The organism is Micromonospora avicenniae (genome assembly GCF_900156065.1).
Lineage (GTDB): Bacteria > Actinomycetota > Actinomycetes > Mycobacteriales > Micromonosporaceae > Micromonospora > Micromonospora avicenniae.
Genome location: NZ_FTNF01000002.1, coordinates 250,839 through 268,541, shown reverse-complemented (window position 1 = coordinate 268,541; position 17,703 = coordinate 250,839). Strand labels below are relative to the sequence as shown.

Sequence of the window (17,703 nt, the reverse complement as noted above, 5' to 3'; positions counted from 1 at the left end):
CGATCGTCACGTCATGGTGGTTACCGAAGGGTATGCGCGGCACCCCGGCCGGGGCTACCCCCGGTGATCGTCCGAGAGGGCAGGCGGAGCGGCCGTTCAGGCGTACCGCGCGGCGACGAGCGACCAGTCGTAGGTGGCCCGGATCCAGTTGCGCCGGGCGGCGAGCACCGGGTGGACCGTGGGGTCGCCCTCCGCGAGGAGCTTCGCCTCCGCCGTCAGGTACGCCGACAGCGCCTCGTTGAATCGCTCCGCCGCCACCCTCAGTGCCGCAATCTCGTCGTGGCCGGACTCGCGGGCGATCACCGTCACCAGGTTGTGCCCGTCCGGGGCGGTGCGTTCCTTCGAGTAGGAGAAGACGTCGTTGCACCAGCAGACCAGGTCCGCCGCGAGTGTGTCGAGGGCGAGCAGCGTCGGCTCGGTTCTCGCCGTGGCGCCGGGCAGGCCGGCCAGGGCGAGGTCGGTCAGCGCGAAGCTGGGGTGCACGCCGCCGGTGTGCCGGCGCATCTGTACGTACTCGGCCACCCCGGGGGCCCGCCCGTGCTCCCGGTTGCTCGCTTCCCACAGCAGCGCGAGCAGGTAGTCCCGTACCCGGCTCACGAAGCGCAGCAGCAGGGCCGAGCGTCCGCGGGCGCGTACCCGGCGGCAGAGGTCGTGCAGCGCGGCGCCGAGCGGGCCGTCGTCCGGCCTCCCCGGGCCGTCGCCGTGCCGGTCGAGCACGTCGAGCAGGTCCGCCACGACCGGTGCGAGCCGGGTGGGTGCGGTGCCGAGGCCGTCCTCGTCGCAGGCGTCGTCCATGACGAACAGCCAGGAGATCAGGTCGGTCAGCAGGCGGACCTCGTCGACCGGCCCGTCGGGGGCCGCCCGCCCGGCCAGCCCGGCCGCGTCGGCCCGGCGCAGCCGGCTCAACCGATGTCCGGAATCGATTAGCCCGAAGCTCAGCGCCCAGGCTGTGCTCTCCCCCGCCAGCCGATCGGTGGTGTCATGGCGTCGTGCGGGGAAGGGGGGTTCCCGCAGCGCCGAGACCGCGAAGGTCCGCATGGTGCCCCCAGTCGCGCTGTTGCGGAGCGAACGACGCGGGAAAGCGTACGGGAGCAGAGATCGGTTCGGTTCGTTGGGTGCACATCGCGGGACGGTCGGTGAGTGACCGATTATGTGCAGTCAGTCATATCCCCAGGTCGGCGCCGCGAAGCCGCTGGACCAACTCTCTCGGGCCGTCCAACTGCACCCGGGCCACCCGTTGCCGTCCGGAAAGGAACAGCGTGAGTTCGCCGGGCGCCGCGACCAGCCGCAGCTGCTCGCCGCCCCGCCCGACCGAGAGTTGCCCGTGACCGGGCGCCTGCACGTAGACCTCCGCCGGAAACCGGCGCAGCGCCAGCCGGGCCAGCGGGCCGGCCCGCCGCCACAGCGCGGACCGCAACCCGGCGGGAAGGTCGCGAGGCGACCAGTCCGCGCCGCCCCGCCGCACGTCCTCGTGGTGGATGAAGAACTCCATCGTGTTGGCCAGCTCGTCGGTGAGCGGATTGCTGACCGGACTCCAGATCGGCGGCCGGCGCACCTGGGCCACCAGCTCGGCGAAGGGGCGCGCGGCGACGCGTCGGCGGACCCGTTCACCGTGGTCGCGCAGCGGCGGGAGCATGATGCCGCCGGCGGCGTCCGGCCGGCGTTCCCGCACGACCAGGTGCGCGGCCAGATCGCGGGTCGACCAGCCCTCGTTCACGGTGGGCGCGTCCGGCCCCACGGTCAGCATCAGATCGGCCAGCGCGTCGCGCTCGGCCCGGGCGTACCGGGGCATGACCCGATGGTAAGCCGCTGCCCGGCCCTCGGCGCGCCCGCCACCGGCGGATCGGCACGTCGGCGGAGGGGGCCGGGATGGCGCAGCGTCCCGGACCCGCCACGATCCGACACGAGGTCGTCCACGTGACCGTCGACATATCCGGGCGGACGGCGGGGCCACCCCCGGACCGGTAAGGATGGGGGAGACAATCGGGGCTCACGGCGGGGGAGAACGTGGCGGGCAGTACAAGTCGGGACGTGGTCGGTCGGGGATTGGCGGTTCTCGGGCGGGCCATCCGGGAGCAGCCACGGATCTTCACGGTCGCGGTCGCCGGCAGCGTGCTCTTCGGATCCATGGTGATCGCCAGCGCGTACGTGGTCGGCGCGGTGGTCGGGGACGTGGTCGTACCGTCGATCGAACGCGGTTCGGTCGCTGCGGGCACCCTGGCGCTGGCCGCGGTGGCGCTGTTCGGAATCAGCGTGCTGCGGGTGGTGGGCATCTTCGGACGCCGGCTCGGCGCCGGCTACATGCAGTACCGGCTCCAGGCCGCGTACCGCCGCCGGGTCACCCGCCGCTACCTGGAGCTGCCGCTGGCCTGGCACCACCGCAACTCCACCGGCACGCTGCTCTCGAACGCGAACTCCGACGTCGAGGCCGCCTGGTACCCGATCGCGCCCCTGCCGTTCGCGGTGGGCACGCTGGTCATGCTGGTCGGCGCGGTCGCCTCGCTCTTCGTCACCGACTGGGCGCTCGCCCTGGTCGGGCTCGCCGTGTTCCCGGCGCTGTTCGTGCTGAACGTGGTCTACTCCCGCCGGATGGCGCCCCGGCAGGCGCGCGCCCAGCGGCTGCGGGCCGAGGTCAGCGGGATCGCGCACGAGAGCTTCGACGGCGCGCTCGTCGTGAAGACGATGGGGCGGGAGGCGCAGGAGACCAGCCGCTTCGCCGGCCGGGCCGGCGAGCTGCGGGACTCGCTCATCTCGGTGGGCCGGCTGCGCGGCGTCTTCGACCCGATGCTGGAGACCCTGCCCAGCCTCGGCACCCTCGCCGTCCTGGTGGTCGGCACGTTCCGGCTCCGGCAGGGCGCGATCGGCGTCGCCGACCTGGTCAGCGTGGCGTTCCTCTTCACCGTGCTGGCCTTCCCGGTGCGGGCGATCGGCTGGGTGCTGGCCGAGCTGCCGCGCAGCGTCGCCGGCTGGGACCGGCTGCGCCGGGTGCTTGACGCGACCGGCGAGATGCCGTACGGCGACCGTGAACTCGACCCGGCCGACCCGGCGCCGGCCACGCTCACCTTCCGCGACGTGTCCTTCGCCTACGAGCCGGCCGAGGCGCACCTGCCCGGCGCCGAGGTGCTCGGCGAGGTCTCCTTCACCGTGCCGGCCGGAAAGACCGTGGCGCTGGTCGGACCGACCGGTGCCGGCAAGTCGACGATCGCCTCGCTGGCCGTACGGCTGGTGGATCCGCGCTCCGGCACGGTCACCCTGGACGGTGTGGACGTACGCGAACTGACCAGCGCGTCGCTGGCGCGTACCGCGGCGTTGGTCGCCCAGGTGCCGTTCATCTTCGACGACACCGTCCGGGCCAACATCGCGCTGGACCGCCCGGGCGTCAGCGACGACGACGTGTGGGCCGCGCTGCGGCTGGCGGAGGCGGACGGCTTCGTGGCCGCGCTCCCCGACGGGCTGGACACCATGGTCGGGGAGCGGGGCACCTCGCTCTCCGGTGGGCAGCGGCAGCGGCTCACCCTGGCCCGTGCCCTCGCGGGCCGGCCGCGGCTGCTCGTGCTCGACGACGCCACCAGCGCGGTCGACCCGCGGGTGGAGGCCGCCATCCTGGCCGGGTTGCGGTCCGCCGACCGGTCCGGCGGCGCGCCCGCCTCCATCCTCGTGGTGGCGTACCGGCGGGCGACCATCGCGCTGGCCGACGAGGTGATCTACGTCGAGCAGGGCCGCGTGGTGGCGCGCGGCAGCCACACCGAGCTGCTCGCCACCGTGCCCGGCTACGCGGACCTGGTCACCGCGTACGAGCAGGCCGAGGTGGAACGCGTCCAGGAGCAGCCGTACGACCCCGAGGCGGATCCGCTGCACTCGGGCCTGGAGATCGAGGTGGACCGGTGAGCGCGAGCAGCACGGCGCGGCGGGAGGCGGAGGCGCCCGAGCCGACCGAGACGACCTGGCAGACCCTGCGGCGCGGCCTGGCGCTCTCTCCGGAGTTGCGTACCGGGCTGCTCGGTACGCTCGCCCTCGCCCTGGTCTACATGGTCGGTCGGGTCGCCGTGCCGGTCGCCGTGCAGCAGGGCATCGACAACGGCATCGTCGGCGGGCTCGACCTGGACGTGGTCTGGACGGTGGTGGCGGTCGCCGCCGCCATCCTGGTAGTGACCACACTCTGCGGCTACCTGATGATGCGCCGGCTGTTCACGGTCAGCGAGACCGCGCTGGCGAACGTCCGGATCCGGGCGTTCCGGCACGTGCACGACCTGTCGATGCTGCACCAGCAGTCCGAGCGGCGTGGCTCGCTGGTCTCGCGGGTCACCAGCGACGTCGACCAGATCACCCAGTTCCTCCAGTGGGGCGGGGTGATCCTGCTGGTCAATCTTGGTCAGCTGGTGGTGACCACGATCGTGATGCTGGCGTACTCCTGGCAGCTGACGTTGATGGTCTTCGCCGCCTTCCTGCCTGCGATCTTCGTGATCCGGTCGTTGCAGCGTCGCCTCGGCACCGCGTACGGCATCGTCCGGCAGCGCACCGGGGCGCTGCTGGGCGCGATCGGGGAGAGCGTGGTCGGCGCGCCGGTGATCCGCGCGTACGGCATCGCGGGACGTACCGCGCGTCGTCTCGACGAGGCGATCGACGGCCAGCGCCGGGCGCAGCAGCGGGCCATCCGGATCAGCATCATGGGCAGCTCGGTCGGCGAGTTGGCCGCCGGGCTGGCGCTGGCCGGCGTGGTGGCGCTCGGGGTGGTTCTCGGCGTCGGGGGCACGCTCAGCATCGGCCAGCTGACCGCGTTCCTCTTCCTGGTCACCCTCTTCATCCAGCCGGTGCAGATCGCCACCGAGGTGCTCAACGAGGCGCAGAACGCCATCGCCGGCTGGCGGCGGGTGCTGAACGTCCTCGACGTGGCGCCGGACGTGGCCGACCCCGGTGAGCAGGGGCGGGAGCTGCCGTCGGGCCCGCTGGACATCCGCTTCGCCGAGGTGGGCTTCGCGTACCCGGGCGGCGCGCGGGTGCTGCACGACATCGACGTGGAGATCCCGGCGAAGAGCCGGGTGGCGGTGGTCGGCGAGACCGGCAGCGGCAAGACGACGTTCGCCAAACTGCTCACCCGGCTGATGGACCCGACCGACGGCGCGGTGCTGCTGTCCGGGGTGCCGTTGAACGAGGTGCGGTTCGCCTCGCTGCGGGCCCGGGTGGTGATGGTGCCGCAGGACGGCTTCCTCTTCGACGCGACGGTGGGGGAGAACGTCCGGTTCGCCCGTCCGGAGCTCACCGACGAGCAGCTCGCGGCGGCCTTCACCGAACTGGGTCTGGCCGACTGGCTGGACGGTCTGCCCGCCGGGCTGGACACGCCGGTCGGCGAGCGCGGCGAGGCGCTGAGTGTGGGGGAGCGGCAGCTGGTGGCGCTGGCCCGCGCCTACGTGGCCGATCCGGATTTGCTGGTGCTCGACGAGGCGACCAGCGCCGTCGACCCGGCCACCGAGGTGCGCCTGCAACGCACCCTGGACGCGGTGACCCGGGGCCGGACCACGCTCGCCATCGCGCACCGGCTCTCGACCGCGCAGGCCGCGGACGAGGTGATCGTGGTCGACCGGGGCCGGATCGTGCAGCGCGGCCCGCACGACGAACTGGTCCGCGACCCCGAGTCGACCTACGGCCTGCTCTACGCCTCGTGGCTGGAGCAGACCCGCTGATCCGGCACGGGTCTCGACCGTGCCGGGGCGGCGAAGTCAGCGGGGGTGGTACTCCACGACGAGTTGCTCGTCGCAAATCACCGGCACCTCGTTGGAACCGCCGTGGGGCTCAGTGCCGGGGCAGGCCGCGGTTGACGAGTTCGGTGGGGATCAGCAGGTCGCGAGGTGCGGAGCGGTCGCCCTTGATCCGGCGGAACAGCAACTCGGCGGCCGTCCGCGCGAGCGTGCGGGTGTCGTAGGCGACCACGGTGAACGGATAGGGCAGCAGCCGGGACAGGTCGAAGTCGTCGAACCCGAGCAGGGCGGCGTCGCTGCCCCGGCGGTGGAGTTCCTCGACCGCGCCGAGCGAGATGCGGTTGTTGAGGGCGAAGAAGGCGGTCGGCGGGTCGGGCTCGTCGAGCAGGTCACCGACGACGCGGGCGGCCGTCTCCGGGTCCCGGATGCCGTAGCGGATCAGGCGGTCGTCCGCCAACCCGGCGGCGGCGAGCGCGTCCTGCGCGCCGGCCAGCCGTTCCCGCATCGTGTAGATGGCGGTGGAGTCGAGCAGGATGCCGACCCGGCGGTGCCCACGCTCGACCAGCTGCCGGACGCCGGCGTGGGCCCCGCCCCGGTTGTCGATCAGCACCGTGTCGGCCGGCAATCCGCCGGCCGGCCTGTCGAGGAACACCGCCGGGGTGCCGCGCTCCACCTCGCTGCGCAGGAACGCGTGGTCCTCGCCGGCGGGTACGACGAGCAGGCCGTCCACCTGGCGGGCGCACAGGTCTCGTAGCAACTGCTGCTCCCGGGCCGGGTTCTCCTCCGAGCTGGCGATGAGCAGCATCGTGTCGTGCTCCGAGGCGACCTCGGCCACGGCGCCGGCGATGGTGGCGTAGAACGGGTTGGCGATCTCCTCGATGAGCAGCCCGATCGTCGCCGTGGCCTGGCCGGAGCGGAGCGAGCTGGCCAGGTGGTTGCGGCGGAAGCCGAGTTCGGCTACCGCGGCGAGGACCCGCTGCGCCACCTCCGGCTGCACGTAGGGCGCGTTGTTGACTACCCGGGAGACGGTTTTCACGCTCACGCCGGCGAGGGCGGCCACGTCCACCATGGTGGGTCGCTTCGTACGGGCGGGAGCGCTGGTCACCTGCGAGACCTTACCGCCCCCGTGCGACGGGTGGATCAAGCGTGGAACAACTCCTTGACACATTTGATCTTTCCCCGCGAAGATCTGACAACGTTGTCAGATCGGGGAGGCACCATGTCCGAGCCCGCGTCCATGTCGCGGCGAACCTTCCTGTCCACCGGCGCCACGCTGCTCGCCTCGGTCGGCGTGGCCGCCGCGCTGCCCGGGGCCGCCAGCGCCGCGCCCGCCGGGCCCGCCGGGCCGCCGAGCGGAACGGGGACCACCGAACTGGCCCGCTACCGGCCGGTGAACGTCTCCTCGACGGACTACGCGCCGACGCCGGGTGCATTCGCCGTGGACGGACTGCCGCAGGTCGGGGTACGCGGCAGCGGCTGGCGGGCCGCCGCCGGCGACCCACAGTGGATCTCCGTCGACCTGCAGGCGCCCTGCCGGATCGAGGCGGTGACGCTGGTCTTCGAGGCCACCCTCGCCGACGGGCCGTTCGACGGCAACTACACCGACACCGACGGCGACGAGATCCTCTCCAGCGTCGCCGTGGCGTACCGGCTCGAGGTCTCCTCCGACGGCCAGACCTGGCGGACCGCGTACGAGACCACCGAGGGCAAGGGCGGCGTCCAAGCCATCCGACTCTCGGAGCCGGCCACCGCGCGATGGATCCGGATGACCGCCACGAAGCGGTCGAACAGCAACCCGGTCGGGCTCAACGGGTTCCAGGTCTACGGCACCGCCCTCGCCGCCCGGCCGCGGGCCGAGGGCTGGACCGACTGGGCGGGGGGCAACACCCGGCCCGCGCCCGAGCTGAAGGTCGCCGCCGACGGGACCGTGCCGCTGGAGTCCGGCTGGTCGTTGACGATGGACGACTTCGCCGGCACCACCGACGGCGCCGAACTCTCCACCGGCGGCGTCGACGTGCGCGACTGGCTGCCCGCCACCGTGCCCGGCACGGTGCTGGGCACCCTGGTCGAGCGGGGCCACCTGCCCGATCCGGTCTCCGGCTTCAACAACATGCGCATCCCCGAGGCGCTCTCCCGGCATGCGTGGTGGTACCGCCGTGCCCTGCGGCTGCCCCGCGGGCTGGACACCTCGGCCGGCCGACACGTGTGGCTCGAGTTCGACGGCGTCAACCACGAGGCCGCCGTCTGGGTCAACGGGAAGCGGGTGGGCGACGTCAAGCACCCGTTCGCCCGGGCGGCCCTCGACATCACCGGCGCCCTCGCCGGTCACGCCGAGCACGTCGTCGCCGTCCAGGTCACCCCGATGCCGCACCCGGGAACTCCGGGCGACAAGGGCGCCGACGGCCGGACCTTCCTCCAGTCGGCCCACCACTACCTCGACGCGCCGACCTACCTCGCCGTCTCCGGCTGGGACTGGATGCCCGCGGTCCGCGACCGGGTGACCGGCATCTGGAACCACGTCCGGCTCCGCAGCACCGGCGCGGCCGTCCTCGGCGACCCGTACGTCAAGACCACACTGCCGGACCTGCCGGGTACCGGCACCGCCGAGGTCACCATCGCCGTACCGGGTGCGCAACGCGGCCGCCACGGCCACCACCGTGACCGTCCGCGCGGAGTTCGACAAGGTCAAGGTCGAGACCACGGTGACCGTACCCGCCGGCGGGAACACCACCGTGGAGTTCACGCCGGAGCGCTTCCACGCGCTGCGGCTGCGCAACCCCCGGCTCTGGTGGCCCAACGGCTACGGCGAGCCACACCTTTACGATCTGAAGCTCACCGCCACCGTCGGGCGGAAGGCCAGCGACAGCCGTGGCGTCCGGTTCGGCATCCGTGAGTTCGGCTACGACTGGCACCAGCCGATCCAGATCTCGCCCGCCGCCACGCCCCCGCTGGACTTCGTCGACGGTGCGGCGACGCAGACCGTCACCTTCGACCGCCAGCATGCCCGGCACGTCCGCATCCAGGCCGGCCGGCGCGCCACCGGGTGGGGCGTCTCGATGTGGTCGCTGTCGGTCGCCGAGGGTGACGGCCCCGACCTGGCCCGGGGGAAGGCCGCCACCGCCTCCGGCTCCGAGAACGACACCAACGGGCCCGGTAACGCCGTCGACGGCGATCCCACGACCCGCTGGGCCTCGAAGTACGAGGACGACCAGTACATCCAGGTCGACCTCGGCGCGGCCGTCGACTTCGACCGGGTCACCATCGTCTGGGAACAGGCGTACGCCCTCGACTACCGCGTCCAGGTCTCCACCGACGGGGAGTCCTTCACCGACGTGAAGTCGGTCAGCAACGAGACTCCGCTGGGCAGCCGGGCCACCCAGGTCGAGACGTTCCCCGAGCAGACCGCGCGACACCTGCGCATTCAGGCCGGTACGCGGGCCACCTCGTGGGGCGTGTCGATGTGGACGCTCTCCGTGCAGCGGCAGGCGGAACCGGACGTCGATCTGGCCCTGCACGCCTCCGTGCAGGCGTCCTCCGCGGACAGCGACTCCACCGGTCCCGAGCAGGCCGTCGACGGCAACCCGCGTACCCGGTGGGCGTCGAAGGCGGAGGACGGCCAGTGGATCCAGGTCGACTTCGCCCAACCGGCCACCTTCGACCAGGTGGCCATCGTCTGGGAGCAGGCGTACGCCCGCGACTTCGTCATCCAGGTCTCCGACGACGGGCAGCGGTGGACCGACGTCAAGTCGGTGAGCAACAAGATCACCGAGCTAAAGATCAACGTGAACGGTGTGCCGGTGTTCGCCCGCGGCGGCAACTGGGGCTGGGACGAGCTGCTGCGCCGGGTGCTGCCCGACCGGCTCGCCGACACGGTCGAGATGCACCGCGACATGAACTTCACGATGATCCGCAACTGGCTGGGCAGCAGCAACCGCGAGGAGCTCTACCAGGCCTGCGACGAGCAGGGCATCCTCGTCTGGAACGACTTCTGGCAGGCCGGCCAGTTCCTGCCCAACCCGCCCGGCTACGTCGACATCGCCGCCGACACGATCCGGCGGTACCGCCACCATCCGAGCATCGTCGTCTGGTGCGGCGCCAACGAGGGCGACCCGCCGCCGATCGTCGACGCGGGACTCAAGCAGGCGGTCGCCACCGAGCACCCGGAGATCCTCTACATCCCCAACTCCGCGAGCGGCATCGTCAGCGGGCGCGGGCCGTACCACTGGGTCGACCCGGCGACGTACGTCGACAACAAGATCTACGAGGCCGACTCCTTCGGCTTCCACACCGAGATCGGCATGCCGGTGGTCTCGGTCGTCGAGAGCATGCGCAACCTCGTCGGCGACGAGCCGGAGTGGCCGCCGAGCGTGGTCTGGAACCACCACGACTGGTCGACCGTCGGCAACCAGCGCGTCGACACGTACCAGGAGGCGATCGACGCCCGGCTCGGCGAGTCCGGCTCCCTCGACGAGTTCGCCACCCGGGCGCAGTTCGTCAACTACGAGAGCCACCGCGCCATGTTCGAGGCGTGGAACGCCAACCTGTGGCAGGACGCCACCGGCCTGCTGCTGTGGATGTCGCACCCGGCGTGGCACAGCACCGTCTGGCAGACGTACGACTACGACCTGGACGTGAACGGCGCCTACTTCGGCACCCGCAAGGGCTGCGAGCCGCTGCACGTACAGGCGGACCCCGGCACCTGGCGGGTCCGGGCCGTCAACCACACCACCACGGCCCTCACCGGCGCCACCGTCACCGCCCGCCGCTACGACCTGCGGGGCCGGTCGCTGGGTACGCCGCAGAGCCAGCGGGTGGACGTGGCGGCCTCGGCCACCTCGGCGGCGTTCACGGTGCCCGCGCCGGACGGCGCCGGGCTGCACCTCGTGCTGCTGGAACTGCGCGACAGCCGCGGCCGGCTGCTCTCCGAGAACACCTACTGGCGCTACGGCGCGGCCGAGGAGATGCGCGCGCTCAACGACCTCGGGCGCACGCGCCTGTCGACGGAGACCGGCGGGGTACGCACCAGCGGCGGTCGGGCCACGGTCACCACGACGGTGCGCAACGAGGGCGACACGGTGGCCGCGCTGGTCCGGCTGAGCGTGCGCGACTCCCGTGGCGACCGGGTGCTGCCGGCCCGGTACGACGAGAACTACTTCTGGCTCCTGCCGGGTGAGTCGCGCCTGGTGGAGATCGCCTGGCCGGCGCGGCTGGACGTGCGGGGCCGCGTGCAGGTATCGGCACGGGCGTACAACTCGGCGGGCTGAGTGACGGTGCGCCGGTCGTCGTTGCGGCGACCGGCGCACCCGTCGGCACGGCGGGTCTACCCGGTGGCCAGCTCGCCGACCAGGTAGCGCTGGACGGTCGGGCCGACGGCGGCGACCAGGGTCGCCGGGTCGGCGGAGGCGACCGGCTCCAGCCGGATCACGTACCGCATCATCGCCAGCCCGACCAGCTGGGTGGCGACCAACGACCCGCGCAGCGGCAGTTCGGCCGGGTCGATGTCGAGGTGCTCCAGCACCCGGCGCAGCACCTGGGTGACGACGAACTCGCGCAGCAGGCGGGCGGTCCACTCGTTGCTCACCGCCGAGCGCATCAGCGCCACGCCGGCGGTGCCGGCCGGGGAGTCCCAGACCCCGAGGAAGGTGCGCACCAGACGCTCGCCGATGCCGTCGCGGTCACCGGCGAGCACCCCTGGGAGCAACTCGCGGGGGTCGACCGGCGCCTGCATCGCGGCCAGGAAGAGCTGGTCCTTGCTGCCGAAGTAGTGATGCACCAGCGCCGGGTCCACCCCGGCCGCGGCGGCGATGGTCCGGATGGAGGCCGCGGCGAAGCCCCGCTCGGCGAACGCGGACCGCGCCGCGGAGAGGATCGCCTCCCGGGTGTCCGGGTTGCCGGGCCGCCGGCCGGTCCGTCGCGCCATCGCCGCCATTCACTCCGTTCCTCGCTTCCGCCCGCCGGGGCCCCGGCCCGGCGAGCGGAACCCGTCGGTCAGCCGCTGCGCCGCCGCAGCGTGGCCGCGGCGAGCACCAGCGCGAGCACCGTCGCGCCGACGACCACCGTCAGGTCCCGCCACATCGTGCCGGTCGGCTCGGCGTGCGCGCCGACCTCCTGCAACGCCTCGACGGCGTACGACAGTGGCAGTACGTCGCTGACCGCCTGCAGCCAGCCGGCCATCTCGTCGCGGGGCACGAAGAGCCCGCAGAGCAGCAGCTGGGGGGCGACCACGACCGGCATGAACTGTACGGCCTGGAACTCGGTGCGGGCGAAGGCGCTGCAGAACAGGCCGAGCGCGACCGCGAGCACCGCGTTCAGCGCGGCGATCATGATCACGAGTTCGCTGCCGCCCGCGGTGTTCAGGTCGAAGACCCAGTACGCCAGCGCCGAGGCGACGGTCGCCTGCACCGCCCCGGCCAGCCCGAACGCGATGCCGTAGCCGAAGAGCAGGTCGGCCTTGGCCAGCGGCGTGGTGAGCAGGCGTTCCAAGGTGCCGTTCGTGCGCTCACGCAGCATGGCGATGCTGGTCACCAGGAACATGATGACGAACGGGAAGAAGCCGAGCATGACCAGCGCGATCCGGTCGAAGGTGGAGACCCCACCGGGCGGGGCGGGCTGGTCGGCGTACATGTAGTAGACGAGGGTGAGCAGCAGCGCCGGCACCACCAGCAGCAGCGCCACCGTACGCCGGTCGTGGCGCAGCTGGCGCAGGATGCGGCCGGTGGTGACCGCCAGGATCCGCGGGTTCACGACGCCTCCCCTCCGGTGCCGACCGCGCCGGCCGCCACCGCGGAGCCGGCCTCGCTCGCCCTGATCAGGCGCAGAAACGCCTCGTCGAGGTCGGACACGCCGGCGGCGGCGCGGACCGCGTCCGGGGTGTCGTCGGCGATCAGGCGTCCCTCCCGGATGAGCAGCAGCCGGTCGCACCGGCTCGCCTCGTCCATCACGTGGCTCGACACCAGCAACGTCACCCCGCTCGCCGCCAGCTCGTGGAAGCGGCCCCACAGGTCGGCGCGGAGCACCGGGTCCTGGCCGACGGTCGGCTCGTCGAGGACGATCAGCTCCGGCTCGCCCACCAGGGCGCAGGCGAGCGAGGCCCGGCTGCGCTGCCCGCCGGAGAGCGTGCCGACCAGTTGCCCCGCCGCCGCGCTCAGGCCCACGTCGGCGACCGCCCGGTCGGCGTCGGCCCGGCTGCGCCCGTGCAGGGCGGCGAAGTAGCGGGCGTTCTCCCGCACCGTGAGGTCGGCGTACACGCTCGGCGCCTGGGTCAGGTAGCCGACCCGTCGGCGCAGGTCGGTCGAGCCGGCGGGGCGGCCCAGCACGGTCACCGTGCCGCCACCGACCGTCTGTACCCCGACCACGGCGCGCATGAGGGTGGTCTTGCCGCTGCCGCTCGGGCCCAACAGCCCGGCGACCACGCCGCGCGGCACCGCGCAGCTGATGCCGTGCAGCACGCGCCGCCGCCCCCGGTCGACGACCAGGTCACGGAGCACTATCGCATCCTCCATCGTTCCTCCCGAAAAATTCATCACCCGTTGAAACTCAACGCTAGGTGAGTTACTCGCTCGCGCGCAACAGTTGACTTCGACCCCGCTCGAGCCGGAGACCTGCAAGCCTGCAAGCCTGGGAGCCGTGGACATCAGCACGATCGAGAGCACCCTCACCGTCGGCGAAGCGGCCGAGCGGGTTGGCCTCACCACCTACACGCTGCGCTGGTACGAGCAGGAGGGCCTCGTGGCGCCGGTCGGGCGCGACTCGGCCGGGCGGCGCCGGTACACCGCCGGCGACGTCGAGTGGCTCTTTCTGCTCACCCGGTTGCGCCGCACCGGCATGCCGGTACGGGACATGCGCCGCTACGCCGAGCTCGCCCGGCAGGGCGACCGCACCCTCGCTGCCCGGCGGGCGCTGTTCGAGGCGCACCGCGCGCGGGTGCTGGCACGGATGGCCGAGCTCGAGGAGGACTTGAAGATGCTCGACCACAAGATCGACGCTTACCGCCGGGCGGAGGAGTCCCAGCCCTCCGTGTGCGTGGCACGGTGAACGGAGACGCCGGGCGATGAGAACTCTCGGTCATTGAGACGTTGATTCGGACACCGCGTGCGGCATCGGACACCGCCGGTACGGCACGATGGCGGACGTGGATCACGCTCCGTTGCCATACGCCGGGTTCCTCGACGACTGGGCGGCCCGGCTGCGGAGGTTCGGCGAGCGGCCGGTCGTCGGGATCATGCTGCGCGGCAGCCACGCCCGGCAGGCCGCCACCGAGCACAGCGACGTCGACCTCGACGTGCTGGTCGGCGGCGCGCCGTACGCGGCGAGGCGGGCGTACCTGGCCCGGACGCCCGGCCGACTCACGCACGTCTCGGTGGCCGCCCGGGACGTCCGCTCCTGGGTGGCCCGGCTCGGCGAACCGGCCGACTGGGCGTTCGGCCTGCCGGTCCTAGCGCCGGCCCGGCTGCTCTGGGCGGACGCCTACTGGCGACGCCGGATCGACCTGCCGGTGCTCTGCCAGCCGGCCGGTGAGCCGCAGCTGGAGGAGCTGATCGCCACGCTCGGCAAGGTGGCCGGGGCCCGGGTCGCCGGGGACCATCTCGGGATCCGCCTCGCCGCCGCCGACCTGGCCCGGCTCTGCCCGTCGGTGCTACGGCTGGCCAACCCGTCGGTACGCGTCGCCTCGCGCCGGGCCGCCGCCGAGACCGCCCTGAACCTCCCGGTCGCCCCGCCCGGCTACCGGGAGGACATGCTGCTCTGCCTCGGCCTGCGCCCGGGTGCTCCCGGGCAGCTCTGGGCCGCGGCCGTCCGGCTGGTCACCGGGTCGCTGCCGCTCATCCGACCGTACGCCGAACGGATCGCCGAGGCCGCCGGGACGGACCTCGCCGAGGCGCTGCTCGACGGCCGGTTGGACAGCTACGTCGCCCAGCTCACCCGGGCGTCGGACGGTCCGCCCCGACCTCGGCGGGAGGCGTCGGCGGTGCCCGCGCCGCGTGCGGGAGAATGGGTAACTGTGCCCGTACCTGACGCGCCCGTGACCGGCGCCCCTGTCCCAGTGAGCGAGCCGCCGGTGCCCGGCCCGTCCCGTCCGTCGCAGCTCGACCCGGCCGTCGCGGCGCGGCTGCGGCGCACCGCCGACGGGCTGGTGGCGGCCGTGGTACGCGACCACGACAGCGGCGAGGTCCTGATGGTCGCCTGGATGGACGACGAGGCGCTGCACCGCACCCTCACCACCGGGCGGGCCACCTACTGGTCGCGCAGCCGCCAGGAGTACTGGGTCAAGGGGGCCACCTCCGGTCACCACCAGTACGTCCGCTCGGTGGCGCTCGACTGCGACGGCGACGCGCTGCTGGTGACCGTGCAGCAGGTCGGCGCGGCCTGCCACACCGGGCACCGCACCTGCTTCTTCGAAGAGCTGCCGGTCACCGGCGCGGACGCGCCGTGAGTGCGGCGGCGTTCCGGCGGGTGGACGGGAGGCGGCAGCGGTCATGACCGATGGCGTGGTCAGCCCCGATCAGGCGACCTTCACCGAGCTGGCGGCCCGCTGGCGCGTGGTGCCGGTGACCCGGCGGCTGCTGGCCGACGCGGAGACTCCCGTCGGGGTCTACTGCAAGCTGGCCGGTGGCCCGGGCACGTTCCTGCTGGAGTCCGCCGAGCAGGGCGCCGGGTCGGCCGGCATGACCTGGTCGCGGTACTCGTTCATCGGCGTACGCAGCAGCGCCACGCTCGTCGAGCGGGACGGGACGGCCGCCTGGCTGGGCCGGCCGCCGGCCGGGCTGCCCACCGGCGGTGACCCGGTCCACGTGCTGCGGGAGACCGTCACGGCTCTCGCCGGGCCGGCCTGGGATCCGGCCAGCGGAATGCCGCCGCTCACCGGAGGCATGGTCGGCTACCTCGGCTACGACCTCGTACGCCGCTTCGAGCGGCTGCCCGAGCTGACCGAGGACGACCTGGGCGTGCCGGAGCTGGGCATGATGCTCGCCACCGACCTGGTGGTGCTCGACCACTACGACGGCTCGGCGATCCTGGTGGCCAACGCGCTCCTGCCCCCGCTGGACGAGCCGGCGCGGGACGAGCTGGTCGCCGCGGCGTACCACCACGCGGTGGGTCGGCTCGACGCGATGACCACCGCGCTGTCCCGGCCGATCCCGCCGATGATCTCGTCGGTGGACCGGCCGCCCGCGGGCGACGTGGTGAGCCGGACGCCCGACGGTGGCTACCCGAAGGCCGTGGAGGTGGCCAAGGAGGCGATCCGGGCCGGCGAGTGCTTCCAGATCGTGCTGTCGCAGCGCTTCGAGCGGTCCACCCACGCCGATCCGCTGGACGTCTACCGGGTACTGCGCACCACCAACCCGAGCCCGTACATGTACCTGCTGCGGTTCGACGGCTTCGACATCGTCGGCTCCTCGCCCGAGGCGCACCTGAAGGTGACCACCGAGGCCGGCGGCCGGCGGCGTGCGCTGCTGCACCCGATCGCCGGCACCCGTCCGCGCGGCGCGAGCCCGGCCGAGGACGCCCGCCTCGCCGCCGAACTGATCACCGACCCGAAGGAACGGGCGGAGCACGTCATGTTGGTCGACCTGGGCCGCAACGACCTGGGCCGGGTCTGCCAGCCCGGCACCGTCGAGGTGCCGGAGTTCGCCACCATCGAGCGGTACAGCCACGTCATGCACATCGTCTCCACCGTGGTCGGCACGCTGCGGGAGGACCGCACGGCGTTCGACGCGCTGGCCGCGACGTTCCCGGCCGGCACCCTCTCCGGTGCCCCGAAGGTGCGCGCGATGGAGATCATCGAGGAGCTGGAACCGGTCCGGCGTGGCGTCTACGGCGGCACCGTCGGCTACTTCGGCTTCGGCGGGGACCTGGACATGGCCATCGCCATCCGGACGGCGCTGATCCGGGCCGGCCGCGCGTACGTGCAGGCCGGCGCGGGTGTCGTGGCCGACTCCGACCCGGCCGCCGAGGACCAGGAGACTCGGAACAAGGCCGCCGCCGTGCTCGCCGCCATCGCCGCCGCGGAGACGCTGAGGCCGGCCCGGTGAGCGCGAGGAGTGCAGCGCAGCGGAGCCCCGCAGTCGCGAACGGAGGGGCGGTCCGGTGAGCGCGAGGAGTGCAGCGCGGCGGAGCCCCGCAGTCGCGAACGGAAGGGTGGTCCGGTGAGCGTGGAGGTGGAGCGGGACGCGCGGGCCGGTGCCGGTCGGCGCGAGTTGACGTACGCCGTGCTGCTCAGCCTGGCCGGCGCGGGCCTGGCGCTCTGGGCGGCGACCCGGACCTGGTCGGTCGAGCTGACCGTTCGGCCGTCGCCGCTGCCGCCGGAGCGGGTGGCCCGCACCGGTACCGCGCTGTTGCCGTGGCTGTCCGCGTTGGCGGTGGTCGGGCTGGCCGGTGGGGGAGCGGTGCTCGCCACCCGGGGCCGGGTGCGTCAGTTCCTCGGTGGCCTGCTCGCCCTGCTCGGGCTGGCGGTCGCGATCGGTGGCGGTTACGGCCTCGCGGCCGGGTTCGAGGGGGCGGTGAGCCGGCAGTGGCCGGCGCTCTGCCTGGTCGGTGGTCTGCTGGCCGGTGCGGGTGGATTGCTGACGGCGCTGCGTGGACGGGCCTGGCCGGCGATGGGGGCCCGCTACGAGCGGCCGGCGCGCAGCGGCGCCGCGCCGTCTGGTGCCGCGGGCCCGGTCACCGGCCGGCGCACCACCGAGGCGTGGGACGCGCTGGACCGGGGCGAGGACCCGACGGTCAACTGATCGGCTGCCGCTCCCGCTGTTGCCGGGCGGCGGCGCCCGTGGCGGCCAGTTCGGCGACGAGTCGGTTCAGCTCGGCACGCCGGTCGGCCCGGGCCCGGTCGGCGCAGACCGCCTCCCAGGCGTTGCCGCGGGCCGTGCGCGTCCGAGCCTCGCCGACGACCGCGCGTTCCAGCGTGTGCACCACGCCGACGGCGAGGGACGCGACGGTCCGCGAGATGGTGGTCAGGCCGATGTTCGGGTTCGGGCCGGCAGTGCTCATGGTCACCCCGTACGAGGAGTCTGGC

At 73.2% G+C, this 17,703-nt stretch carries 14 protein-coding genes and 2 pseudogenes; 9 read left to right on the top strand and 7 right to left on the bottom strand.

The window, feature by feature from the left end; genetic code table 11:
* Positions 1–96: 96 nt before the first annotated feature.
* Both BXA10_RS04490 and BXA10_RS04485 read right to left on the bottom strand, forming a co-directional pair.
* Positions 97–1,038, bottom strand: coding sequence for a terpene synthase family protein (locus BXA10_RS04490; RefSeq protein WP_076467807.1), 942 nt, complete (start codon positions 1,036–1,038; stop codon positions 97–99).
* A gap of 124 nt (positions 1,039–1,162) precedes the next feature.
* Positions 1,163–1,792 (bottom strand): TIGR03085 family metal-binding protein, encoded by a 630-nt coding sequence (locus BXA10_RS04485; protein WP_076467806.1) that lies wholly within the window; start codon positions 1,790–1,792, stop codon positions 1,163–1,165.
* 215 nt (positions 1,793–2,007) lie between these two features.
* Here BXA10_RS04485 and BXA10_RS04480 point away from each other — a divergent pair, with 215 nt between their 5' ends.
* The gene (locus BXA10_RS04480) at positions 2,008–3,888 is read left to right on the top strand and encodes an ABC transporter ATP-binding protein (protein ID WP_076467804.1); all 1,881 of its coding nucleotides are present in this window, start codon (positions 2,008–2,010) and stop codon (positions 3,886–3,888) included.
* Positions 3,885–5,681: an ABC transporter ATP-binding protein gene (locus BXA10_RS04475; RefSeq protein ID WP_076467802.1), complete on the top strand. Its 1,797-nt coding sequence runs from the start codon at positions 3,885–3,887 to the stop codon at positions 5,679–5,681. The genes BXA10_RS04480 and BXA10_RS04475 overlap by 4 nt, the downstream gene beginning before the upstream one ends.
* Positions 5,682–5,790: 109 nt before the next feature.
* On the opposite strand, the gene BXA10_RS04470 is transcribed toward BXA10_RS04475, so the two are convergent.
* Complete coding sequence (locus BXA10_RS04470) at positions 5,791–6,765, bottom strand: LacI family DNA-binding transcriptional regulator (protein ID WP_076468276.1); 975 nt, start codon at positions 6,763–6,765, stop codon at positions 5,791–5,793.
* A 150-nt stretch (positions 6,766–6,915) separates the two neighbouring features.
* On the opposite strand from BXA10_RS04470, the pseudogene BXA10_RS32680 reads away from it, so the two are divergent.
* Together BXA10_RS32680 and BXA10_RS32005 are read left to right on the top strand one after the other, a co-directional pair.
* Positions 6,916–8,196 (top strand): annotated as a pseudogene (locus BXA10_RS32680) (discoidin domain-containing protein); the annotation flags it as partial.
* A 127-nt stretch (positions 8,197–8,323) separates the two neighbouring features.
* The gene (locus tag BXA10_RS32005; protein WP_245828129.1) at positions 8,324–10,960 is read left to right on the top strand and encodes a discoidin domain-containing protein; all 2,637 of its coding nucleotides are present in this window, start codon (positions 8,324–8,326) and stop codon (positions 10,958–10,960) included.
* A gap of 56 nt (positions 10,961–11,016) precedes the next feature.
* Here the strand turns inward: BXA10_RS32005 and BXA10_RS04460 are convergent, their stop codons facing one another.
* The 3 genes from BXA10_RS04460 to BXA10_RS04450 all read right to left on the bottom strand — a co-directional run bounded on the left by BXA10_RS04460 (position 11,017) and on the right by BXA10_RS04450 (position 13,198).
* Positions 11,017–11,616 carry a TetR/AcrR family transcriptional regulator gene (locus tag BXA10_RS04460; RefSeq protein WP_076468275.1) on the bottom strand — a complete coding sequence of 200 codons (600 nt, stop codon included), beginning with the start codon at positions 11,614–11,616 and terminating at the stop codon, positions 11,017–11,019.
* Between the two features lie 68 nt (positions 11,617–11,684).
* Positions 11,685–12,440, bottom strand: coding sequence for an ABC transporter permease (locus BXA10_RS04455; RefSeq protein ID WP_076467800.1), 756 nt, complete (start codon positions 12,438–12,440; stop codon positions 11,685–11,687).
* On the bottom strand, positions 12,437–13,198 hold the full coding sequence (locus tag BXA10_RS04450) for an ABC transporter ATP-binding protein (RefSeq protein ID WP_076467798.1): 762 nt from the start codon (positions 13,196–13,198) through the stop codon (positions 12,437–12,439). The genes BXA10_RS04455 and BXA10_RS04450 overlap by 4 nt, the downstream gene beginning before the upstream one ends.
* A 124-nt stretch (positions 13,199–13,322) precedes the next feature.
* On the opposite strand from BXA10_RS04450, the gene BXA10_RS04445 reads away from it, so the two are divergent.
* The 5 genes and pseudogenes from BXA10_RS04445 (at position 13,323) to BXA10_RS04430 (ending at position 17,419) form a co-directional block, all read left to right on the top strand.
* Complete coding sequence (locus BXA10_RS04445) at positions 13,323–13,730, top strand: MerR family transcriptional regulator (RefSeq protein ID WP_076467796.1); 408 nt, start codon at positions 13,323–13,325, stop codon at positions 13,728–13,730.
* Between the two features lie 88 nt (positions 13,731–13,818).
* Positions 13,819–14,508, top strand: a pseudogene (locus BXA10_RS32000) (phosphoribosyl-AMP cyclohydrolase); the annotation flags it as partial.
* A gap of 186 nt (positions 14,509–14,694) precedes the next feature.
* The gene (gene hisI, locus BXA10_RS31995; RefSeq protein ID WP_076468273.1) at positions 14,695–15,126 is read left to right on the top strand and encodes a phosphoribosyl-AMP cyclohydrolase; all 432 of its coding nucleotides are present in this window, start codon (positions 14,695–14,697) and stop codon (positions 15,124–15,126) included.
* A gap of 43 nt (positions 15,127–15,169) precedes the next feature.
* On the top strand, positions 15,170–16,723 hold the full coding sequence (locus BXA10_RS04435; RefSeq protein WP_076467794.1) for an anthranilate synthase component I: 1,554 nt from the start codon (positions 15,170–15,172) through the stop codon (positions 16,721–16,723).
* 114 nt (positions 16,724–16,837) lie between these two features.
* The gene (locus tag BXA10_RS04430; RefSeq protein WP_076467792.1) at positions 16,838–17,419 is read left to right on the top strand and encodes a Trp biosynthesis-associated membrane protein; all 582 of its coding nucleotides are present in this window, start codon (positions 16,838–16,840) and stop codon (positions 17,417–17,419) included.
* On the opposite strand, the gene BXA10_RS04425 is transcribed toward BXA10_RS04430, so the two are convergent.
* Positions 17,412–17,678 (bottom strand): hypothetical protein, encoded by a 267-nt coding sequence (locus BXA10_RS04425; protein ID WP_076468271.1) that lies wholly within the window; start codon positions 17,676–17,678, stop codon positions 17,412–17,414. The two genes, BXA10_RS04430 and BXA10_RS04425, sit on opposite strands and share 8 nt — an antisense overlap.
* Positions 17,679–17,703: the final 25 nt, after the last annotated feature.

Bases quoted from the DNA above. Each gene is read 5' to 3' on its own strand.
- BXA10_RS04460 (WP_076468275.1), bottom strand. From the start codon at position 11,616: ATGGCGCGACGGACCGGCCGGCGGCCCGGCAACCCGGACACCCGGGAG.
- BXA10_RS04450 (WP_076467798.1), bottom strand. From the start codon at position 13,198: ATGGAGGATGCGATAGTGCTCCGTGACCTGGTCGTCGACCGGGGGCGG.
- BXA10_RS04485 (WP_076467806.1), bottom strand. From the start codon at position 1,792: ATGCCCCGGTACGCCCGGGCCGAGCGCGACGCGCTGGCCGATCTGATG.
- BXA10_RS04490 (WP_076467807.1), bottom strand. From the start codon at position 1,038: ATGCGGACCTTCGCGGTCTCGGCGCTGCGGGAACCCCCCTTCCCCGCA.
- BXA10_RS04470 (WP_076468276.1), bottom strand. From the start codon at position 6,765: ATGGTGGACGTGGCCGCCCTCGCCGGCGTGAGCGTGAAAACCGTCTCC.
- BXA10_RS04435 (WP_076467794.1), top strand. From the start codon at position 15,170: ATGACCGATGGCGTGGTCAGCCCCGATCAGGCGACCTTCACCGAGCTG.
- BXA10_RS04425 (WP_076468271.1), bottom strand. From the start codon at position 17,678: ATGAGCACTGCCGGCCCGAACCCGAACATCGGCCTGACCACCATCTCG.